The sequence below is a fragment of the Streptomyces bikiniensis genome (genome assembly GCF_000716625.1).
In the GTDB taxonomy this organism is placed as follows: Bacteria; Actinomycetota; Actinomycetes; order Streptomycetales; family Streptomycetaceae; genus Streptomyces; species Streptomyces bikiniensis.
In genome coordinates, this window is sequence record NZ_JNXJ01000071.1 from 1 (window position 1) to 17,964 (window position 17,964).

Genomic DNA, 17,964 nt, shown 5'->3' on the forward strand with positions numbered 1-17,964 from the left:
GCCCCCTCCGTCGCCCACCACGCCGCTCCCGCTCCCGTTTCCGCCCCCGCCCCCCGCCCGGCGACCCTCGTCGCCGTCGGCCACGGCAGCCGCGACCCCCGAGCCCGCGCCACCCTCCTCCGGCTCCTCGACCGCGTCCGCGAGCTCCGCCCCGGCCTCGACGTCCGCCTCGCCCACATCGAGCTGAACGCACCCCTCCTGGACGAGACCCTGGCCGGCCTCGCCGCCGAGGGCCGGGAGGCGGTCCTCGTCCCCCTCCTCTTCGCCCCCGGACACCACGTCACCCACGACCTGCCCGCCGCCGTCGCGGCCGCCCCCGGCCTCCGGGCCCGCGTCGCCGCACCCCTCGGCGCCCACCCCCTCCTGGTCGAGGCCCTGGCCGGCCGCCTCACCGAAGCGGGCTGGCCCCCGAGCGGACACCCCGGCGAACACCCCGGCGAACACCCCGGCGGGCACGACCGGCGCACCACCGGCGTCGTCCTCGCCGCCGCCGGCTCCCGCGACCCCCGGTCCGGCGCCGAGACCCGCCGCATCGCCGCCCTCCTCGGCGAGCGCCTCGGCGGCGTCCCCGTCGTCCCCGCGTACGCCTCCGCCGCCGCGCCCACCGTCCCCGAGGCCGTCGCCGCCCTCGCCGCCCGGGGCCGCCACCGGATCGCGGTCGCCTCCTGCTTCACCGCCCCCGGCCTCTTCGCCGCCCGCGCCGCCGCCCGAGCCCCCTGGATCGCGGCCGCGCCGCTCGGGGACCACCCGGCCCTGGCCCGCCTGGTCCTGCACCGCCACGACCGCGCCCTCGCCGCCCCCGCCGTCGCCCACGGGCGGGAACTCGCCGCCGTCTGAGCGCTTCTGTCGGCCCCTCCGGTTACCTTCGGGGACATGGAAGGCATCAAGGACACCAAGGACAGCACCGACACCCCCGACATCCCCGGATACGACCCCGCCGCGACCGAGCGCTGGGACCCCGAGCCCGACAAGCAGCCGGGCCGCACCGCCTTCCAGCGCGACCGCGCCCGCGTGCTGCACTCCGCCGCGCTCCGCCGCCTCGCCGGCAAGACCCAGGTCGTCACCCCCGGCACCCGCAGCCACGCCTGGGACGCCAGCCCCCGCACCCGGCTCACCCACTCCCTGGAGTGCGCCCAGGTCGGCCGCGAGCTCGGCGCCGCCCTCGGCTGCGACCCCGACCTGGTCGAGGCCGCCTGCCTCTCCCACGACATGGGCCACCCCCCCTTCGGGCACAACGGCGAACAGGCCCTCAACGACGTCGCCAAGGACTGCGGCGGCTTTGAGGGCAACGCCCAGTCGCTCCGCCTCCTCACCCGCATCGAGCCCAAGCGCTTCGTCAAGGACGCCGACGGCGAACTCGTCAGCGTCGGCCTCAACCTCACCCGCGCCGCCCTCGACGCCGCCACCAAGTACCCCTGGGGACGCGGCGGCCACCCCCACGACCCCGGCTCGCCCAAGTTCGGCGTGTACGAGGACGACCTGCCCGTCTTCGAGTGGGTCCGGCAGGGCGCCCCCGCCCACCGCAAGTGCTTCGAGGCCCAGGTGATGGACTGGTCCGACGACGTGGCCTACTCGGTCCACGACTTCGAGGACGGCCTGCACGCCGGGCACATCGACCCCAACCTCCTCCTCGCCGAGCCCGAGCGCGCCGACATCTGGCAGGTCGCCATCGGCCGTTACGTACCCGAGGACACCGACCCGCAGGAGCTGGCCGAGGCCCTGGACCGGCTCGTCGACCAGGAGTGGTGGCCGCACGGCTACGACGGTTCGGCCGTCGCCCAGGCCCGCCTCAAGGACGCCACCAGCCAGCTCATCGGCCGCTTCTGCCTCGCCGCCGAGGGCGCCACCCGCCAGGCGTACGGCTCGGGCCGCCTCACCCGTTACGGCGCCGAACTGGTCGTCCCCCGCGAGACCCGCAACGAATGCGCCGTCCTCAAGGCCGTCGCCGTCCGGTACGTGATGCAGCGCGCCGAGCAGGAGGCCCTCCGCGCCGACCAGCGGATCGTCGTCGCCGAACTCGCCGACGCCCTCGTCCACCGCGCCCCCGACGGACTCGAACCGCAGTTCCGCGCCGCGTACGACAAGGCCCCCGACGACCGGGCCCGCAAGCGCGTGGTGATCGACCAGATCGCCTCCCTCACCGACGCCTCCGCCCGCGCCCTCCACGCCCGCTTCCACCACCCGCGGGTGCGGTGAGGGAACGCCCGGCCCTCTTCCGCCGCCCCCCTCCGTGCGGGACGCTCGCATGCGGCCCCGGGGCGGTACGGCCCGAAGAACGCCCGGGGGCGTAGGTTGGAACCGGTCGCAACGAGGAGGAAACGACGTGGTCGACGCAGATCAGACCTTTGTCATCGTCGGCGGGGGCCTGGCGGGCGCCAAGGCGGCGGAGACCCTGCGCGCCGAGGGGTTCAACGGCCGGGTGATCCTCATCGGCGACGAACGCGACCACCCCTACGAGCGCCCACCCCTCTCCAAGGGCTACCTCACCGGGGCCGAGGAGCGCGACAGCACCCTCGTCCACGAGCCCGCCTGGTACGCGGCGAACGACGTCGAACTGCACCTCGGGCAGGCCGTCACCGCGATCGACCGCGAGGCCCGCACGGTCCGCCTCGGCGACGGCACCGTCATCCGCTACGACAAGCTGCTCCTGGCCACCGGCTCCGAGCCGCGCCGCCTCGACGTCCCCGGCACCGACCTCACCGGCGTCCACCACCTGCGCCGGCTCGCCCACGCCGACCGGCTCCGCCAGGTCCTCGCCGGCCTCGGCCGGGACAACGGACACCTGGTGATCGCCGGCGGCGGCTGGATCGGCCTGGAGGTCGCCGCCGCCGCCCGCGGCTACGGCGCCGAGGTCACCGTGGTCGAGGCCGACCCCACCCCGCTCCACCGGGTCCTCGGCCCCGAGCTCGGCCAGCTCTTCGCGGACCTCCACAGCGACCACGGCGTCCGCTTCCACTTCGGCGCCCGGCTCACCGAGATCGTCGGCCAGGACGGCCTGGTCCTCGCCGTCCGCACCGACGACGGCGAGGAGCACCCGGCGCACGCCGTCCTCGCCGCGATCGGCGCCGCCCCCCGCACCGCCCTCGCGGAGAACTCCGGGCTCGCCCTCGTGGACCGGGCCGACGGCGGCGGCGTCGCCGTCGACGAGTCCCTGCGCACCTCCGACCCCGACGTCTTCGCCGCCGGGGACGTGGCCGCCGCCCACCACCCGCTCCTGCGCACCCGGCTCCGCGTCGAGCACTGGGCCAACGCCCTCAACGGCGGCCCCGCCGCCGCCCGCGCCATGCTCGGCAAGCCCGTCTCGTACGACCGGGTGCCGTACTTCTTCACCGACCAGTACGACCTGGGCATGGAGTACTCGGGCTGGGCGCCCCCCGGCTCGTACGACCAGGTCGTGGTCCGCGGCGACACCGGCAAGCGCGAGTTCATCGCCTTCTGGCTCAAGGACGGGCGCGTCCTCGCCGGGATGAACGTGAACGTGTGGGACGTCACAGAGCCCATCCAGAACCTCATCCGCGCCCGGACGCCGGTGGACCCGGAGGCCCTGGCGGACCCCTCCGTACCCCTGGACGGGCTGATCTGATCACCGCCGCTCCCACGTAGACTTCACGCGTGGCAGGCAGGATCAACGACGACGACGTGAAGGCGGTGCGGGACGCGGTCCCGATCGACGCCGTCGTGTCCGAATACCTCCAGCTGCGCAACGCGGGCGGCGGGAACCTCAAGGGGCTCTGCCCCTTCCACGACGAGAAGTCGCCCTCCTTCCAGGTCAGCCCGAGCAAGGGGCTCTTCCACTGCTTCGGCTGCCAGGAGGGCGGCGACACCATCGCCTTCGTGATGAAGATCGACCACCTCTCCTTCTCGGAGACGGTCGAACGCCTCGCCGCCAAGGCGGGCATCACGCTCCGGTACGAGGAGGGCGGCTACAACCCCGGCCACCAGCGCGGCGAACGCATCCGCCTGATCGAGGCCCACCAGGTCGCCGCCCGCTACTACGCCGACCAGCTCGGCTCCGCCGAGGCCGAGATCGGCCGCGCGTTCCTCGCCGAGCGCGGCTTCGACCAGGCCGCCGCCGAGCACTTCGGCGTCGGCTACTCCCCGGCCGGCTGGGACCACCTCACCCGCTTCCTACGCGGCAAGGGCTTCTCCGACAAGGAGCTGATCCTCTCCGGACTCTCCCAGGACGGCCGCCGCGGCCCCATCGACCGCTTCCGCGGCCGGCTCATGTGGCCGATCAGGGACGTCGGCGGCGAGATCGTCGGCTTCGGCGCGCGCAAGCTCCGCGACGACGACAACGGCCCCAAGTACCTCAACACCCCCGAGACCCCGATCTACAAGAAGTCCCAGGTCCTCTACGGCATCGACCTCGCCAAGAAGGAGATCGCCAAGACCAGCCGGGCCGTCGTCGTCGAGGGCTACACCGACGTCATGGCCTGCCACCTCGCCGGGGTCACCACCGCCATCGCCACCTGCGGCACCGCCTTCGGCGGCGACCACGTCAAGATCCTCCGCCGCCTCCTCATGGACAACGGCTCGGCCCGCGTCATCTTCACCTTCGACGGCGACGCCGCCGGCCAGAAGGCCGCCCTGCGCGCCTTCGAGGACGACCAGAAGTTCGCCGCCGAGACGTACATCGCCGTCGCTCCCGAGGGCATGGACCCCTGCGACCTGCGGCTCGCCAAGGGCGACGAGGCCGTGGCGGACCTGGTCGAACCCCGCACCCCGCTCTTCGAGTTCGCCCTCCGCCAGATCGTGGCCCGGTACGACCTGGACACCCCCGCCGGCCAGGCCGCCGCCCTGAACGAGGCCGCCCCGATCGTCGCGAAGCTGAAGGACCCCTCGATGCGCCAGCGGGTCGCGGTCAAGCTCGCGGGGCTGCTCGGCATCATGGAGGACCAGTTCGTCGTGCGGCGGGTCAGCCGGATCGCCCAGTGGCAGCGCGGCAAGGGCGACGCCCCGCAGCCCGCCCGGCAGCGCTCGTACGACGACGTGCCGGCCCCCGCGGCCCCCGCCGGCCCCGCGCTCAACCTGCGCAGCCCCGCCCACCGCACCGAGCGGGAGCTTCTTAAGCTGGCGCTGCAACGGCCCGAGCTGGTCTCTCCCTTCTTCGACGCGTACGGGGTGGACGAGTTCACCGCCCCGCCGTACGCGGCCGTCCGGCAGTGCATCCACGACGCGGGCGGAGCCGACGGCGCCCCCGCCGACTACATCGACGCCGTTCTCGCCGCCGCGCCCAACGACACCGTCCGCACCCTCGTGCGCGAGCTCGCCGTGGAGAGGATCCTCGCCGCCAAGGGCGCGGACGAGGTCTACGCGTCCGTGCAGTTGGTCGAGGTCCGGCGCCGTGCGGTGGACCGTCGCATCGATCAGCTCAACGCCGCGCTGAAGCGGCTCAGCCACACGAACCCGGAGCAGGTGGGCGCCGCCCAGCAGGAGGTCTTCGTCCTCCAGCAGTACAAGGTGGCGCTGCAAGCGCACGGCGCCGCCGCGCTCTGACGCACGGTCACCCGGCGGCCTCAAAAAGTCACCGCACGCCCCTCGTGGCGGCGATGTGTCGTACCCCACACTGGATGACGGTGCCGTTCCGCTCCTCCTGGAGGTCGCCCGCCGTGCAGACCCAGACCGTGCCGCAGGACCAGCAGGACCAGCAGGACCGGGCAAAGTCCGACGAGAACGTGGAAGATGCGGAGGAGCCCGCGGCCGTCCCGGCCCGGCGCCACCGCCCGGACCCCGGAGGCAACGGCCCCTCCTCCGACCTCTTCCGCCAGTACCTGCGCGAGATCGGCCGCATCCCGCTCCTCACCGCCGAGGAGGAGGTCGAACTGGCCCGCCGCGTCGAGGCCGGCCTCTTCGCGGAGGAGAAGCTGGCCAACACCCCGGACCTGGACACCCGCCTGGCGGGCGACCTGGACCGGCTGGTCGTCCTCGGCCGGATCGCGAAGCGCAGGCTCATCGAGGCCAACCTGCGCCTCGTCGTCTCCGTCGCCAAGCGGTACGTGGGCCGGGGCCTGACCATGCTCGACCTCGTCCAGGAGGGCAACCTCGGCCTCATCCGGGCCGTCGAGAAGTTCGACTACGCGCGCGGCTACAAGTTCTCCACGTACGCCACCTGGTGGATCCGCCAGGCCATGTCCCGCGCCCTCGCCGACCAGGCCCGCACCATCCGCGTCCCCGTCCACGTCGTGGAACTCATCAACCGGGTCGTCCGCGTCCAGCGCCGCATGCTCCAGGAGCGCGGCTACGAACCCACCCCCGAAGAGGTCGCCGCCCAGCTCGACCTGCCCCCCGAGCGCATCGGGGAGGTCCTCCGCCTCGCCCAGGAACCGGTCTCCCTGCACACCCCCGTCGGCGAGGAGGAGGACGTCGCCCTCGGCGACCTCATCGAGGACGGCGACGCGGCCTCCCCCGTCGAGTCCGCCGCCTTCCTCCTCCTCCGCCGCCACCTGGAGGACGTCCTCTCCACCCTGGGCGAACGCGAACGCAAGGTCGTCCAGCTCCGCTACGGCCTGGACGACGGCCGCCCCCGCACCCTGGAGGAGATAGGGCAGCTCTTCGGCGTCACCCGCGAACGCATCCGCCAGATCGAGTCCAAGACCCTCGGCAAACTCCGCGACCACACCTACGCGGACCAGCTGCGCGGCTACCTCGACTAGGGCCTGTCCGGCGGCCCGTACCGCGTGCCCCGCGGGGAAGTGGTACGGGCCGCCCGGCCGTCAGTCCACCTCCGCCACCGCCTGCGCGAACTGCGCCGCGTACAGCCGGGAGTAGGCGCCGCCCGAGGACAGCAGCTCCTCGTGGGTGCCCTGCTCCACGATCGCGCCGTTCTCCATCACCAGGATCACGTCCGCGTCCCGGATCGTGGAGAGCCGGTGGGCGATCACGAACGAGGTGCGGCCGTGCGCGAGGCGGGCCATCGCCTTCTGGATCAGGACCTCGGTACGGGTGTCCACCGAGCTGGTGGCCTCGTCCAGGACGAGGATCACCGGGTCGGACAGGAACGCGCGCGCGATGGTGATCAGCTGCTTCTCGCCCGCGCTCACCCCCGAGCCCTCGTCGTCCAGGACCGTGTCGTACCCGTCGGGCAGGGTCCGGACGAAGCGGTCGGCGTGCGCGGCCCGCGCCGCCTCCTCGACCTCCTCCCGGGTCACCGGCCGCGTCGCGCCGTACGCGATGTTGTCCGCGATCGTCCCGCCGAAGAGCCAGGTGTCCTGGAGGACCATCCCGATCCCGCTCCGCAGCCCCTCCCGCGACATCCTCGCGACGTCCACCCCGTCCAGGGTGATCCGGCCGCCCGTCACCTCGTAGAACCGCATCAGCAGGTTCACCAGGGTCGTCTTGCCCGCGCCCGTCGGACCGACGATCGCGACCGTCTGCCCCGGCTCCACCGTCAGGGACAGGTCCTCGATGAGCGGCTTGTCCTCCTCGTAGCGGAAGGAGACGTGCTCCAGCGCGACCCGGCCGCGCGACTCCAGCGGCTTCTCACCCGTCGGGGCGTCCGGCTCCTGCTCCTCCGCGTCGAGCAGCTCGAAGACCCGCTCCGCCGAGGCCACGCCCGACTGCACCAGGTTCGCCATCGACGCCACCTGCGTCAGCGGCATCGAGAACTGGCGCGAGTACTGGATGAAGGCCTGCACGTCGCCGATGGAGAGCGTGCCGCTCGCCACCCGCAGCCCGCCGACCACGGCCACCAGGACGTAGTTGATGTTCGAGACGAAGAACATCACCGGCTGCATCACGCCGGAGTTGAACTGCGCCTTGAACCCGGCCTCGTACAGCGCCTCGTTCTGCTCGCGGAAGTCCTTCGCGGACTCCTCCTGCCGCCCGAAGACCTTCACCAGGGCGTGCCCGGTGTACATCTCCTCGATGTGCGCGTTGAGCGTGCCCGTGGACCTCCACTGCTGCACGAAGTGCGGCTGCGAGCGCTTGCCGATCCGCGCCGCCACGACCACCGACACCGGGACCGTCACCAGGGCCACCAGGGCGAGCAGCGGCGAGATCCAGAACATCATCGCGAGCACGCCGACGATCGTGAGCAGCGAGTTGATCAGCTGGCCCATCGACTGCTGGAGCGTCTGCGAGACGTTGTCGATGTCGTTGGTCGCCCGGGACAGCACCTCGCCGCGCTTGGCCCGGTCGAAGTACGACAGCGGAAGCCGCGCCAGCTTCGTCTGGACGTCCTCCCGCATCCGGTAGACCGTCCGGTTGATCACCGTGATCGACAGGCGGGTGGCCACCAGCATCAGCAGGCCCGCCGCCACGTACACCGCGAGGACCAGGAGCAGCACCCGGCCCACGGCGGAGAAGTCGATCCCCTGCCCCGGGGTGAAGTCGACGCCGGACAGCATGTCCGCCATGCCGTCCTGCCCGTCGGCGCGCAGCCCCGCCAGGGTCTCCGCCTTCGTGGCGCCCGGGTCCGTCTGCCGCCCGACCACCCCGGCGAAGATCAGGTCCGTCGCCCGGCCCAGGATCTTCGGCCCGATCACGGAGGCCGCCACCGAGAGCACGCAGGCGATCAGCATCACCCAGAGCGCGCCGCGCTCGGGCGCCAGCTGCCGCAGCAGCCGCTTGCCCGAGCCCTTGAAGTCCATCGACCGCTGGTCGGGGCCGCCACCGGCCATCATGCGTCCGCCAGGACCGGCCATCAGGCTGCCTCCGCCTCGGTCAGCTGGGAGAGCACGATCTCCCGGTACGTCTCGTTGTCCGCCATCAGCTCGTGGTGCCGCCCGGTGCCCACGACCCGGCCCCCGTCCAGGACCACGATCCGGTCGGCGTCCCGGATGGTCGCCACCCGCTGGGCGACGATCACCACCGTCGAGTCGGCCGTCTCCTCCGCGAGCGCGGCCCGCAGCAGCGCGTCCGTCTCGTAGTCGAGCGCGGAGAACGAGTCGTCGAACAGGTAGATCTCCGGCCGCTGCACGAGCGTCCGCGCGATCGCGAGCCGCTGCCGCTGCCCGCCGGAGACGTTGGTGCCGCCCTGCGCGATCGGCGCGTCCAGACCGTGCTCCAGGTTCCGCACGAAGTCGGCGGCCTGGGCGACCTCCAGGGCGTGCCACAGCTCCTCGTCGGTCGCGTCCGGCTTCCCGTACCGCAGGTTCGTCGCCACCGTCCCCGAGAAGAGGTACGGCTTCTGGGGCACGAGCCCGACGGTCCGCGCCATGAGCGCGGGGTCGAGGGCGCGCACGTCCACGCCGTCCACGAGGACCTCGCCGCCGGTCGCGTCGAAGAGCCGGGGCACGAGCCCGAGGAGGGTCGACTTGCCGCTGCCCGTCGAACCGATGATCGCGGTGGTCTCGCCGGGCCGGGCGACCAGCCCGACGTCCTTGAGGACCGGCTCCTCCGCGCCCGGGTAGCGGAACTCCGCGCCCCGCACCTCCAGGTGCCCGCGCCGGTCCAGCGCCGTCACCGGCTCGGCCGGCGGCACCACGCTGGACCCGGTCGCCAGGACCTCCTCGATGCGCTCGGCGCACACCTCGGCGCGCGGCACCATCATGAACATGAAGGTGGCCATCATGACGGCCATCACGATCTGCATCAGATAGGCGAGGAAGGCGGTCAGCGCGCCGATCTCCATGTCGCCGCCGTCGATGCGGTGCGCGCCGAACCAGACCACGGCCACGCTGGACACGTTCACGACCGTCATCACCGTCGGGAACATCAGCGCCATCAGCCGGCCGGTCGCCATCGACACGTCGGTCAGCCCGGCGTTGGCCCCCCGGAAGCGCTCCTCCTCGTACCCGTCCTTCACGAAGGCCCGGATGACCCGGTTGCCGGTGATCTGCTCGCGCAGCACCCGGTTCACCGTGTCGAGGCGTGTCTGCGTGGTCCGGAAGAGCGGCCGCATCCGCCGCACGATCAGCGACACGGAGACGCCGAGCACCGGCACCACCGCGAGCAGCACGCCCGACAGCGGCACGTCCTGGCCGAGCGCCATCACGATGCCGCCGACGCACATGATGGGCGCGGAGACCATCAGCGTGAACGCCATCAGGACCAGCATCTGGACCTGCTGCACGTCGTTGGTCGTACGGGTGATCAGCGAGGGCGCGCCGAAGTGCCCCAGCTCCCGGGCGGAGAAGGACTGCACCCGGTCGAAGACGGCGGCGCGCACGTCCCGGCCGAGGGCGGACGCGGTCCGCGCGCCGTAGTACACGGCTCCGACGTTGCAGACGACCTGCACGACGGAGACGCCGACCATCAGGGCGCCGAAGCGGAGGATGTAGCCGGTGTCCCCGTGCACGACACCGTTGTCGATGATGTCGGCGTTCAGGGTCGGCAGGTAGAGGCTCGCGCAGGTCTGCAGGAACTGGAGCAGCACGAGCAGCGCGATGGGTTTTCGGTGGGGCCGTAGGTGGGTCCGGAGAAGTCTTATGAGCACGGGACTTACTATCGCCCGCGGCCCGGGGCCGTTACGACCGGTTTCCGGGGCGGTGGAAACCCTGGGGAATTCTTTGCGAAGGGGCCCCGCGGCCCCCCGCGCACCGCCCCGGACCGGCGGAGGTCACCTGCCGAACGCGCCCGGGTGGATCTGCTCCCGCGTTGCCGTGTACTGCTGCCGCACGGCCCGCCCCGCCGCCAGTTCGTCCGCCGGCTCCAGGACCTGCGCGGCGGCGCCCTGCCAGGCCGGGGGAGCGGAGGGCGACAGGGTGCCCCGCGCGACCCCGAGGGCCCAGGCGGCCTGCCGGGCCGCGCCGAGCGCCGCGTAGTCGGCCGGCTGGGGGACGACGACCTGCGCGCCGAAGATCGCCGGAGAGAGCGCCTGCACCGCGTGCAGCGCGGCGGCGGGACCGAGCAGGAACACCCGCCGCACCTCCACGCCCCGCCCGCGCAGCACGTCCAGGGCGTCGGCGAGCGCGCAGAGCATCCCCTCGAACGCCGCCCGTGCCAGGTGCTCGGGCTTCATCGACTCGCGCCGCAGCCCGCTGAGCGTGCCCGCCGCGTGCGGCAGGTTCGGGGTCCGCTCGCCCTCCAGGTAGGGCAGCAGGACGAGCCCGGAGGCGCCCGGCGTGGACTTGAGGGCGAGCGCGGAGAGCTCGTCCAGGGAGTCGAGGCCCAGCATCTCGGCGGCGCCGCGCAGTGCCCGTACCGCGTTGGAGGTGGAGACGACCGGCAGGTGCATGCCGGTGGCGTCGGCGAAGGAGGTGATCATGCCGCCGGGGTCGGCGAGGGCCTCGTGGTGCACGGCCATCACGGAGCCGGAGGCGCCGAGGGAGACGACCGCGTCGCCGGGGCCGAGCCCCAGGCCGAGCGCGGCGGCCATGGTCTCGCCGGTGCCGGCGGAGATCAGCAGTCCTTCGGGGGTGGTGCCGGCGGCGTCGGAGGGCCCGAGGACCTCGGGGAGCGCGGCCCGGTGCCCGAGCGCGAGCTCGACCAGGTCGGGACGGTACGCGCCGGTGCCGGCCGACCAGTAGCCGGTGGCGGAGGCGGCGCCCCGGTCGGTGGTGCGGCGCGCGGGGCGGCCGAGGAGCTGCCAGACCAGCCAGTCGTGCGGCTGGAGGACGAGGGCGGTGCGCCGGGCGTGCTCGGGCTCGGTGCGGGCCAGCCAGCGCAGCTTGGCGACCGGCTGCCCGGAGGCGGGCACGCTGCCGACGGCCTCGGCCCAGGCCTGCCGCCCGCCGAGGGAGTCGATCAGATCGGCGGCGGCGACCTGTGCCCGCTTGTCGTTGCGCACGAGCGCGGGCCGGACGAGGCCGCCCTGCGCGTCGAGCGGCACGACCCCGTGCTGCTGCGCGGAGACGCCGATGGCCTCCACGCCCTCCAGGAGACCGCCGGTGGCGGCCTCCCCGAGCGAGAGCAGCCAGGTCTGCGGATCGACGTCCACGGCCTTCGGCTCACCGGGGTGCGGGGCGTACCCCTGGCGCAGTACGGCACCCGTGTCGGTGTCACAGACGACGATGCGTGTGAACTCAGCAGAGCTGTCCAGTCCGGCGACTATCCCCATGACAGAGATTCTGCCGCACGCGGGGCCTCAGGTGTTGCTGGTGCCCCACTCCTCGTTCTCGACCTTTCCGTTGCTCTGTCCCCGCTCGCGCAGCGCGTGGACCTTGTCGGCCACGGCGGGCGGCAGGTGGTCGCCCACCTTGTCGCCCACGACGTGCGCAGCCTTGCCGGCGACCTGCCGCCCGGTCTGGGCGGCGGACTCGGCGGCGTTGCGCACCGCCGGGTTCTGGCCGATGTCCTTGGCGGACTTCTTCAACTTCTCGTACTGCTCGCGTCCGGCCCGCGTGCCGAAGACGTAACCGAGGGCGAGTCCCGTGACGAACGTCAGCTTGTATCGCATGGCCACCACCTTCCCTGGAGAGCTTCCTTGATGCATCGCTGGTGCCCACGGCGGTGCCACGGCGATACCGATTGGCGGAGCACCCCCCTGCTTGCGCTAATGTATGTGTCGCAGCGAGCGCGCGCCGCCCGGGAAGGCCCGAGGTGGATCCGTTCGGTGCAACGCAGCAATCCCCTGTAGCTCAATTGGCAGAGCAGCCGGCTGTTAACCGGCAGGTTACTGGTTCGAGTCCAGTCGGGGGAGCGCGATCCCCTGTAGCTCAATTGGCAGAGCATTCGGCTGTTAACCGGAGGGTTGCTGGTTCGAGTCCAGCCGGGGGAGCGGAACGGAAGAGGACCCTTCGGGGTCCTTTTTCGCGTCCGGGGGAACCGCGCGGGGCGCGGCGGGGTCTTCATGGTCGGCAGAGCCGATCTTCCGGAGCAGGAGATCGTATGAGCGGCTATGCTGCGGCAGACGGCGCGCACACATGTACGCGCCTCACCGAACGGGGCGGTAGCTCAGCCGGTTAGAGCAGCGGACTCATAATCCGTCGGCCGTGGGTTCGAGTCCCACCCGCCCCACTCACCGTTCGTGAGCGCAGGAAGGTTTTGCCCGCGGATGCGCCGGGCACCGTGATGCCTGCGCCCACGATGCACCCGTCGTGACGCGCGCCACCAGAGGGACACGCCGGAATCACCCGTTCGTCACTCAGACTGCCTTTCGAGCGCGCGTGCGCCCGTGCCCCGCGCCGGCGGGGGAGCCGGTGCGGAGCGCGGGGGCGGGCCGGTCAGTAGGTCAGGATCCCCGGGTCCGAGACGTCCGGGGCGCCCGTCTCCACGTGGCCCGCGAGGCGGCGGAGGTAGTCGGGGGAGGCGGGCGAGGTGACCGTCACGTCGTACCAGCGGTGGCCGGCGGTCAGGGCGACGGTGTGGGCGACCGTGGCGCCCCGCGGGACCTGGACGGTGCGCGGTGCGCCCCCGTAAGCGTCGGTGATCGTCACCGTCGTGGTCGCACCCGGGTTGGTGAGGACCAGGTCCAGGTGGCCCGTGCCGGAGTTGTGGCGGGCGGCGACCTCCGGGACGGGCGCCTTGCCGGGGGAGCGGAAGCGGCGCAGGAAGCCGTTCGGGCCGTGGACCGTGAGGTCGGTGACACCGGCCGAGTACTTCGTGTTCCAGGTGTCCGCGATCGACTTCCCCGCCTCGGCCGTGTACGTCCAGGGCGCGTCCGTGCGGTTCGCCGAGGTGACGTGGAACTGGGCGCCCGCGCCGGGGCCCGCGCCGAAGGTCAGGCGGTAGGTGCCGGCCGCCGTGTCGGCGGTGCCGTCCACGTACGGCGCGTACCTCAGAGGGCGGGTCGGCTTCGCGCCCCGCTCCTGGCGGGGCATCGTGCCCGTCGCGGGCGCGGTGGCCGGGAAGTCGGGGTGGCGGCTGCGGTCCGGCGGGTAGTAGCCGGCGGTCGGTGGCAGCGCGGCCGGCCGGGCGTCCGTGCGCGTGAAGTCGAAGGCCGAGGTCAGATCGCCGCAGACGGCCCGGCGCCAGGGGGAGATCTGCGGCTCCCGGACGCCGAAGCGCGCCTCCATGAAGCGGATGACCGAGGTGTGGTCGAAGGTCTCCGAGCAGGTGTAGCCGCCCTTCGACCAGGGCGAGACGACGATCATCGGGACGCGGGGACCGAGGCCGTAGGGCCCGGCCACGTAGCCGGTCTTCCCCGGGAAGTGGTCCAGGGCGGTCGCGACCGTGGAGAGGCCCTGCGCCGCCGAGGCCGGGACGTACGGCGGGACCACGTGGTCGAAGAAGCCGTCGTTCTCGTCGTACGTGACGAACAGGGCCGTACGGGCCCACACGTCCGGGTTCGAGGTCAGCGCGTCCAGGACCTGAGCGATGTACCAGGCGCCGTAGTTGGCGGGCCAGTTGGAGTGCTCCGAGAAGGCCTCCGGGGCCGCGATCCAGGAGACCTCCGGCAGCCGGCCGCCCTGGACGTCGGCGCGCAGCCGGTCGAACAGGCCCTCGCCGTTCTTGGCGTCCGTGCCCGTGCGGGCCTTGTCGTACAGCGGGTTGCCCGGCCGGGCGTTCCGGTAGCTGTTGAAGTAGAGCAGGGAGTTGTCGCCGTAGTTGCCGCGGTACGCGTCGCTGATCCAGCCCCAGTGACCCGCCGCGTCCAGGCCGTCGCCGACGTCCTGGTAGATCCGCCAGGAGACCCCGGCCGCCTCCAGGCGCTCCGGGTACGTCTTCCAGCCGTACCCCGCCTCGGCGTTGTCGAGGACCGGGCCGCCGCCCGTGCCGTCGTTCCCGGTGTGCCCGCTCCACAGGTAGTAGCGGTTCGGGTCGGTGGAGCCGATGAACGAGCAGTGGTACGCGTCGCAGATCGTGAACGCGTCGGCGAGCGCGTAGTGGAACGGGATGTCCTCACGCGTGAGGTACGCCATCGTGGCCCTGGTCTTGGCCGGGATCCACTGGTCGTACCGGCCCTTCGCGAAGGCCTTCTGGCCGCCCGCCCAGTCGTGGTTGAGGCCCTGGAGGAACTCCATGCCGAGGCGGGCGCTCTCCGGCCGGAACGGCAGCGTCACCCTGGAGCCGTCGGACTGGTTCCAGACGGACTTGCCGCTGGGGAGCGTCACCGGGCGGGGGTCGCCGAAGCCCCGTACGCCCTTCATCGCGCCGAAGTAGTGGTCGAAGGAACGGTTCTCCTGCATCAGGACCACGATGTGCTCGACGTCCTGCAGGGTGCCGGTGGAACCCTGCGCCGGTATCGCGGCGGCGCGGGCGATGCTCTCCGAGAGCAGGGTGAACGCGGCGGCGCCGCCGGTCAGCTGGAGGAACCGGCGGCGGTCGAGGTCGGCCATGGGGGAGTTCTCCTCCGGGGTGGGGGCACGGGCGGGGGCGTGCGTGCGGCGGCCGGGCTCCTGCCCGGCGGGCGCCCCAAGGACAGCGCCCGCGGGCCACCGCCCGGCGGCCGTCCCATGGCTGCCCGCCGTACGGCGGACGAACCCCCCGTGCCGCTCGTGCGAAGGTCCCGGTGCGCGCGGGCGGCACCGGGACCTTCGTACGGCTCCTACGGGAGGAGGCGGCCGGTCACTCGACGACCAGCTCGACCTCGATGTTGCCGCGGGTGGCCTTGGAGTACGGGCAGAAGGCGTGGGTCTTCTTCAGGAGGGCCAGGCCCGCCTCGCCCTGGAGGTGGTCGGGGAACTCGGCGCGCATGACGACCGCGAGGCCGAAGCCGCCGTCGGCGGGGTCCTTGCCGATGGAGACCTCGGCGGTGACGGAGGCCTCGGAGACGTCGATCTTCTCCTGGCGGGCGACCACGCCCATCGCGCTGGCGAAGCAGGCCGCGTAGCCGGCGGCGAAGAGCTGTTCGGGGTTGGTGCCCTGTCCGTTGCCGCCGAGGGCCTGCGGGTGGGCGAGGGGGAGGTCGATGTGGCCGTCGGAGCTGACGGCGCGGCCCTCGCGGCCGTTGGCGGTGGCGACGGCGGTGTAGATCGCGTCCATGGGGTCCTCTTCCGTCCTGGTGCTGTCCTGCGGATGCGGTGGTCCTTCATTTGTAGCGCGCGATTAAGTTGTGCGCAACTCAATCGCGCGTGAGGTCACTCGCGTATCCTGGAGGCATGGAGACGCCCGACACCCTCCCCGAGGGGGACTTCCTCCGCCTCGACCGGCAGATCTGCTTCTCGCTGCACGCGGCGACCCGCGCCTTCAACGGCGTCTACCGCGAGGCCCTCAAGGAGCTCGGGCTCACCTACCCCCAGTACCTCGTGATGCTCGTCCTCTGGGAGCACCGCGAGCTGTCCGTGAAGGGCATCGGGGAGCGGGTGCGGCTCGACTCCGGGACCCTGTCGCCACTGCTCAAGCGGCTCGAAGCGGCCGGGCACGTCGAGCGGCGGCGCAGCCCCGAGGACGAGCGGTCGGTCACCGTGCGCCTCACGGAGGAGGGGGCCGCGCTGCGGGAGAAGGCCCTCGGCGTGCCGCGCCGGATCGCCGCCGCCACCGGCCTCGACCTCGCGGAACTCGGCGACCTGCGCGAACGGCTCCACGCGCTGGCCGTCCGGCTCGACGCGGTCGGCCCCGACGACCTCTCCGGCTGCGCCTGACCTCCCTCAGGGGGCGGTCAGCCCCGCGCGCGCGTGGTTCAGGCCGAGCAGGACGCACACGTCCGTCAGGAGCGGTACGTGATAGGCGAGCGGCCGGGGGCCCGCCTGGTCCGGGCGCGACGTGAAGCCGCCGTCCGGCCGCTGCCGCTCCAGGAGGTGGCGCACCGCCCGCGCGGTCGCGGCCCGCGTGCCCGGTGTGCGGGCCACGGCGATCAGCGCGTACGCCGTGCTGATCGGGTCGCTCGGGTCCGCCGGCACGTGCCCCCAGCCGCCGTCCGGGTGCTGGGTGGCGAGCAGCCGGGCCACCGCCCGCGCCCGGGCCCGCGCGGCGCCGGCCGCCGCCGGGTGGCCGGGCGCCACCGCGAGGAAGGAGTCGTGGGCGAGGACGGTGCGGAAGAGGGCGTTGCTCTCGTTGAGGCTCCAGCTGCGTTCGCATGGGCCGGCCGCCTCCTGCCGGGCCGTGACGAACCGGACGGCGGCCGCGACCGCCGCGCGGTGCGCGGGCTCGGGGGCCAGCGCGTTCACCGCCGCCGCCGTTATCGCCACCTCGGAGGCCGTCCCGCGTTCGAAGGTGGGGAAACCGCCGTCCGCGCCCTGCCGGGCGAGCAGGTACCGCTCGCCGGCCGCCACCCGGGCCCCGTACCGCCCGGGGGCCGTCGTCCGCAGGAACTCCACGCAGTACGCCGTGTCGTCCACGTCGCTCTGCCCGACCCCCCGGTCGAACCCCCAGCCCCCGTCCGGGTTCTGTTGGCGCGCCAGCGCTTCCGCGAGGGCCCGCAGGACGGGCGCGGGCGCCCCCGCGCCGGCCAGGGCGAGACCGCCCGTCGCCGTCGCGAACACGTCCATGCCCGTGAGGAACGGCACCCCGCCGTCCTCACACAGCACCTCCCGCAGCTCCCGCGCCCGCGCCCGGACGGCCGCCGCGTACCGGGGCCGCAGCCGCAGCGCGAGCAGGGCGAGGAGCCGGGCGAGATGGTTGCCGTACGGGGGCGGGCCGGGGAGCGCGCAGGGCTCCAGGGTCCGCCAGTCGTCCTCGGCGACGCGCTCGGGCGAGCGGGTGCCGAAGGCGTGCAGGACCTTCAGGGCGGCCATCTCCGTGATCAGCCAGCGCTGCTGTCCACGCGCCTCGAACGCGCGGTCCGGGTCGGGGACCTCGGGGAACGCGTCGGCGCCCAGCTCCGCCAGGACCGTCCGGAACATCAGCTGCTTGCGCCCGGCGGTGAAGTGGTCGAAACCGCCGAGCAGCCGGGCCAGGGCGCCCCGCCCGTCCGCGTACTCGCCGAGGGCCGCGCGGGCCGCCGCCTCCTGCACGGGATCGGGGGCGCCTTCGTCCAGGCCGGTCTTCAGGTGCCGCGTGAGCCGCTCCCGTGCGTCCGGGTCCACCTCCGTCGCCGTCAGCAGCCGCAGGGCCAGGGCGGATTCCAGCATCCGGCCGTCGCAGGGCGCCCGCAGCAGGCCGTCCGGCCCGGCGGCGGCCGTGAGCCGGGTGGCGAGCCGGGCCCGCGCCCGGTCGAGCGGGCCCGCACCGGGCGCGGGCCGGGCCGGCAGGGGGCCGGGGACGGCGAGGGAGGCGCGGGGTAAGGGCAGCGCGCGGTACGTCATGGCGAGGGGTGTCCTAGGG

13 protein-coding genes and 3 tRNA genes are annotated in these 17,964 nt (G+C 73.3%); 9 read left to right on the forward strand and 7 right to left on the reverse strand.

What is annotated here, in order from left to right; all coding sequences use genetic code 11:
• The 5 genes from OO47_RS31665 to OO47_RS31685 all read left to right on the forward strand — a co-directional run.
• Nucleotides 1-837: sirohydrochlorin chelatase (locus tag OO47_RS31665; RefSeq protein ID WP_106969509.1), on the forward strand; the 837-nt coding region annotated here is incomplete at its 5' end.
• A gap of 36 nt (nt 838-873) precedes the next feature.
• Complete coding sequence (locus tag OO47_RS31670; protein WP_030210921.1) at nt 874-2,196, forward strand: deoxyguanosinetriphosphate triphosphohydrolase; 1,323 nt, start codon at nt 874-876, stop codon at nt 2,194-2,196.
• A gap of 127 nt (nt 2,197-2,323) precedes the next feature.
• Nucleotides 2,324-3,583: an NAD(P)/FAD-dependent oxidoreductase gene (locus OO47_RS31675; protein ID WP_030210920.1), complete on the forward strand. Its 1,260-nt coding sequence runs from the start codon at nt 2,324-2,326 to the stop codon at nt 3,581-3,583.
• 29 nt (nt 3,584-3,612) lie between these two features.
• Nucleotides 3,613-5,496 carry a DNA primase gene (dnaG, locus tag OO47_RS31680; RefSeq protein WP_030210918.1) on the forward strand — a complete coding sequence of 628 codons (1,884 nt, stop codon included), beginning with the start codon at nt 3,613-3,615 and terminating at the stop codon, nt 5,494-5,496.
• Between the two features lie 74 nt (nt 5,497-5,570).
• Nucleotides 5,571-6,653, forward strand: coding sequence for an RNA polymerase sigma factor (locus OO47_RS31685; protein WP_234323364.1), 1,083 nt, complete (start codon nt 5,571-5,573; stop codon nt 6,651-6,653).
• 60 nt (nt 6,654-6,713) lie between these two features.
• Here OO47_RS31685 and OO47_RS31690 read toward each other — a convergent pair whose 3' ends face one another.
• From OO47_RS31690 to OO47_RS31705, 4 genes are all read right to left on the reverse strand, one after another.
• The gene (locus tag OO47_RS31690; RefSeq protein ID WP_030210914.1) at nt 6,714-8,642 is read right to left on the reverse strand and encodes an ABC transporter ATP-binding protein; all 1,929 of its coding nucleotides are present in this window, start codon (nt 8,640-8,642) and stop codon (nt 6,714-6,716) included.
• The gene (locus OO47_RS31695; protein WP_030210907.1) at nt 8,642-10,375 is read right to left on the reverse strand and encodes an ABC transporter ATP-binding protein; all 1,734 of its coding nucleotides are present in this window, start codon (nt 10,373-10,375) and stop codon (nt 8,642-8,644) included. Before OO47_RS31695 ends, OO47_RS31690 begins: the two co-directional genes overlap by 1 nt.
• Before the next feature lie 123 nt (nt 10,376-10,498).
• Nucleotides 10,499-11,938, reverse strand: coding sequence for a xylulokinase (locus OO47_RS31700; RefSeq protein WP_030210904.1), 1,440 nt, complete (start codon nt 11,936-11,938; stop codon nt 10,499-10,501).
• A 27-nt stretch (nt 11,939-11,965) separates the two neighbouring features.
• Nucleotides 11,966-12,277 carry a hypothetical protein gene (locus OO47_RS31705; protein WP_030210900.1) on the reverse strand — a complete coding sequence of 104 codons (312 nt, stop codon included), beginning with the start codon at nt 12,275-12,277 and terminating at the stop codon, nt 11,966-11,968.
• Nucleotides 12,278-12,447: 170 nt separating this feature from the next.
• Between OO47_RS31705 and OO47_RS31710 the strand changes: the two genes are divergently transcribed.
• From OO47_RS31710 to OO47_RS31720, 3 genes are all read left to right on the forward strand, one after another.
• Nucleotides 12,448-12,520, forward strand: a tRNA-Asn gene (locus OO47_RS31710).
• A gap of 5 nt (nt 12,521-12,525) precedes the next feature.
• A tRNA-Asn gene (locus OO47_RS31715) sits at nt 12,526-12,598 on the forward strand.
• A gap of 165 nt (nt 12,599-12,763) precedes the next feature.
• Nucleotides 12,764-12,837 (forward strand) — tRNA-Ile (locus OO47_RS31720).
• Between the two features lie 206 nt (nt 12,838-13,043).
• Here the strand turns inward: OO47_RS31720 and OO47_RS31725 are convergent.
• Nucleotides 13,044-15,098, reverse strand: coding sequence for a phosphocholine-specific phospholipase C (locus OO47_RS31725; protein WP_030210898.1), 2,055 nt, complete (start codon nt 15,096-15,098; stop codon nt 13,044-13,046).
• A gap of 229 nt (nt 15,099-15,327) precedes the next feature.
• A complete protein-coding gene (locus tag OO47_RS31730) occupies nt 15,328-15,744 on the reverse strand; it encodes an organic hydroperoxide resistance protein (protein WP_030210896.1) in 417 nt (138 codons plus the stop codon).
• 116 nt (nt 15,745-15,860) lie between these two features.
• On the opposite strand from OO47_RS31730, the gene OO47_RS31735 reads away from it, so the two are divergent.
• The gene (locus tag OO47_RS31735) at nt 15,861-16,343 is read left to right on the forward strand and encodes a MarR family winged helix-turn-helix transcriptional regulator (protein WP_030210894.1); all 483 of its coding nucleotides are present in this window, start codon (nt 15,861-15,863) and stop codon (nt 16,341-16,343) included.
• Nucleotides 16,344-16,349: 6 nt separating this feature from the next.
• On the opposite strand, the gene OO47_RS31740 is transcribed toward OO47_RS31735, so the two are convergent.
• The coding region (locus OO47_RS31740; protein ID WP_324606534.1) for a prenyltransferase/squalene oxidase repeat-containing protein at nt 16,350-17,964 on the reverse strand (1,615 nt) is incomplete at its 5' end.

Bases quoted from the DNA above. Each gene is read 5' to 3' on its own strand.
- OO47_RS31705 (WP_030210900.1), bottom strand. From the start codon at position 12,277: ATGCGATACAAGCTGACGTTCGTCACGGGACTCGCCCTCGGTTACGTC.
- OO47_RS31730 (WP_030210896.1), bottom strand. From the start codon at position 15,744: ATGGACGCGATCTACACCGCCGTCGCCACCGCCAACGGCCGCGAGGGC.
- OO47_RS31685 (WP_234323364.1), top strand. From the start codon at position 5,571: ATGACGGTGCCGTTCCGCTCCTCCTGGAGGTCGCCCGCCGTGCAGACC.
- OO47_RS31670 (WP_030210921.1), top strand. From the start codon at position 874: ATGGAAGGCATCAAGGACACCAAGGACAGCACCGACACCCCCGACATC.
- OO47_RS31700 (WP_030210904.1), bottom strand. From the start codon at position 11,938: ATGGGGATAGTCGCCGGACTGGACAGCTCTGCTGAGTTCACACGCATC.
- OO47_RS31690 (WP_030210914.1), bottom strand. From the start codon at position 8,642: ATGGCCGGTCCTGGCGGACGCATGATGGCCGGTGGCGGCCCCGACCAG.
- OO47_RS31735 (WP_030210894.1), top strand. From the start codon at position 15,861: ATGGAGACGCCCGACACCCTCCCCGAGGGGGACTTCCTCCGCCTCGAC.
- OO47_RS31725 (WP_030210898.1), bottom strand. From the start codon at position 15,098: ATGGCCGACCTCGACCGCCGCCGGTTCCTCCAGCTGACCGGCGGCGCC.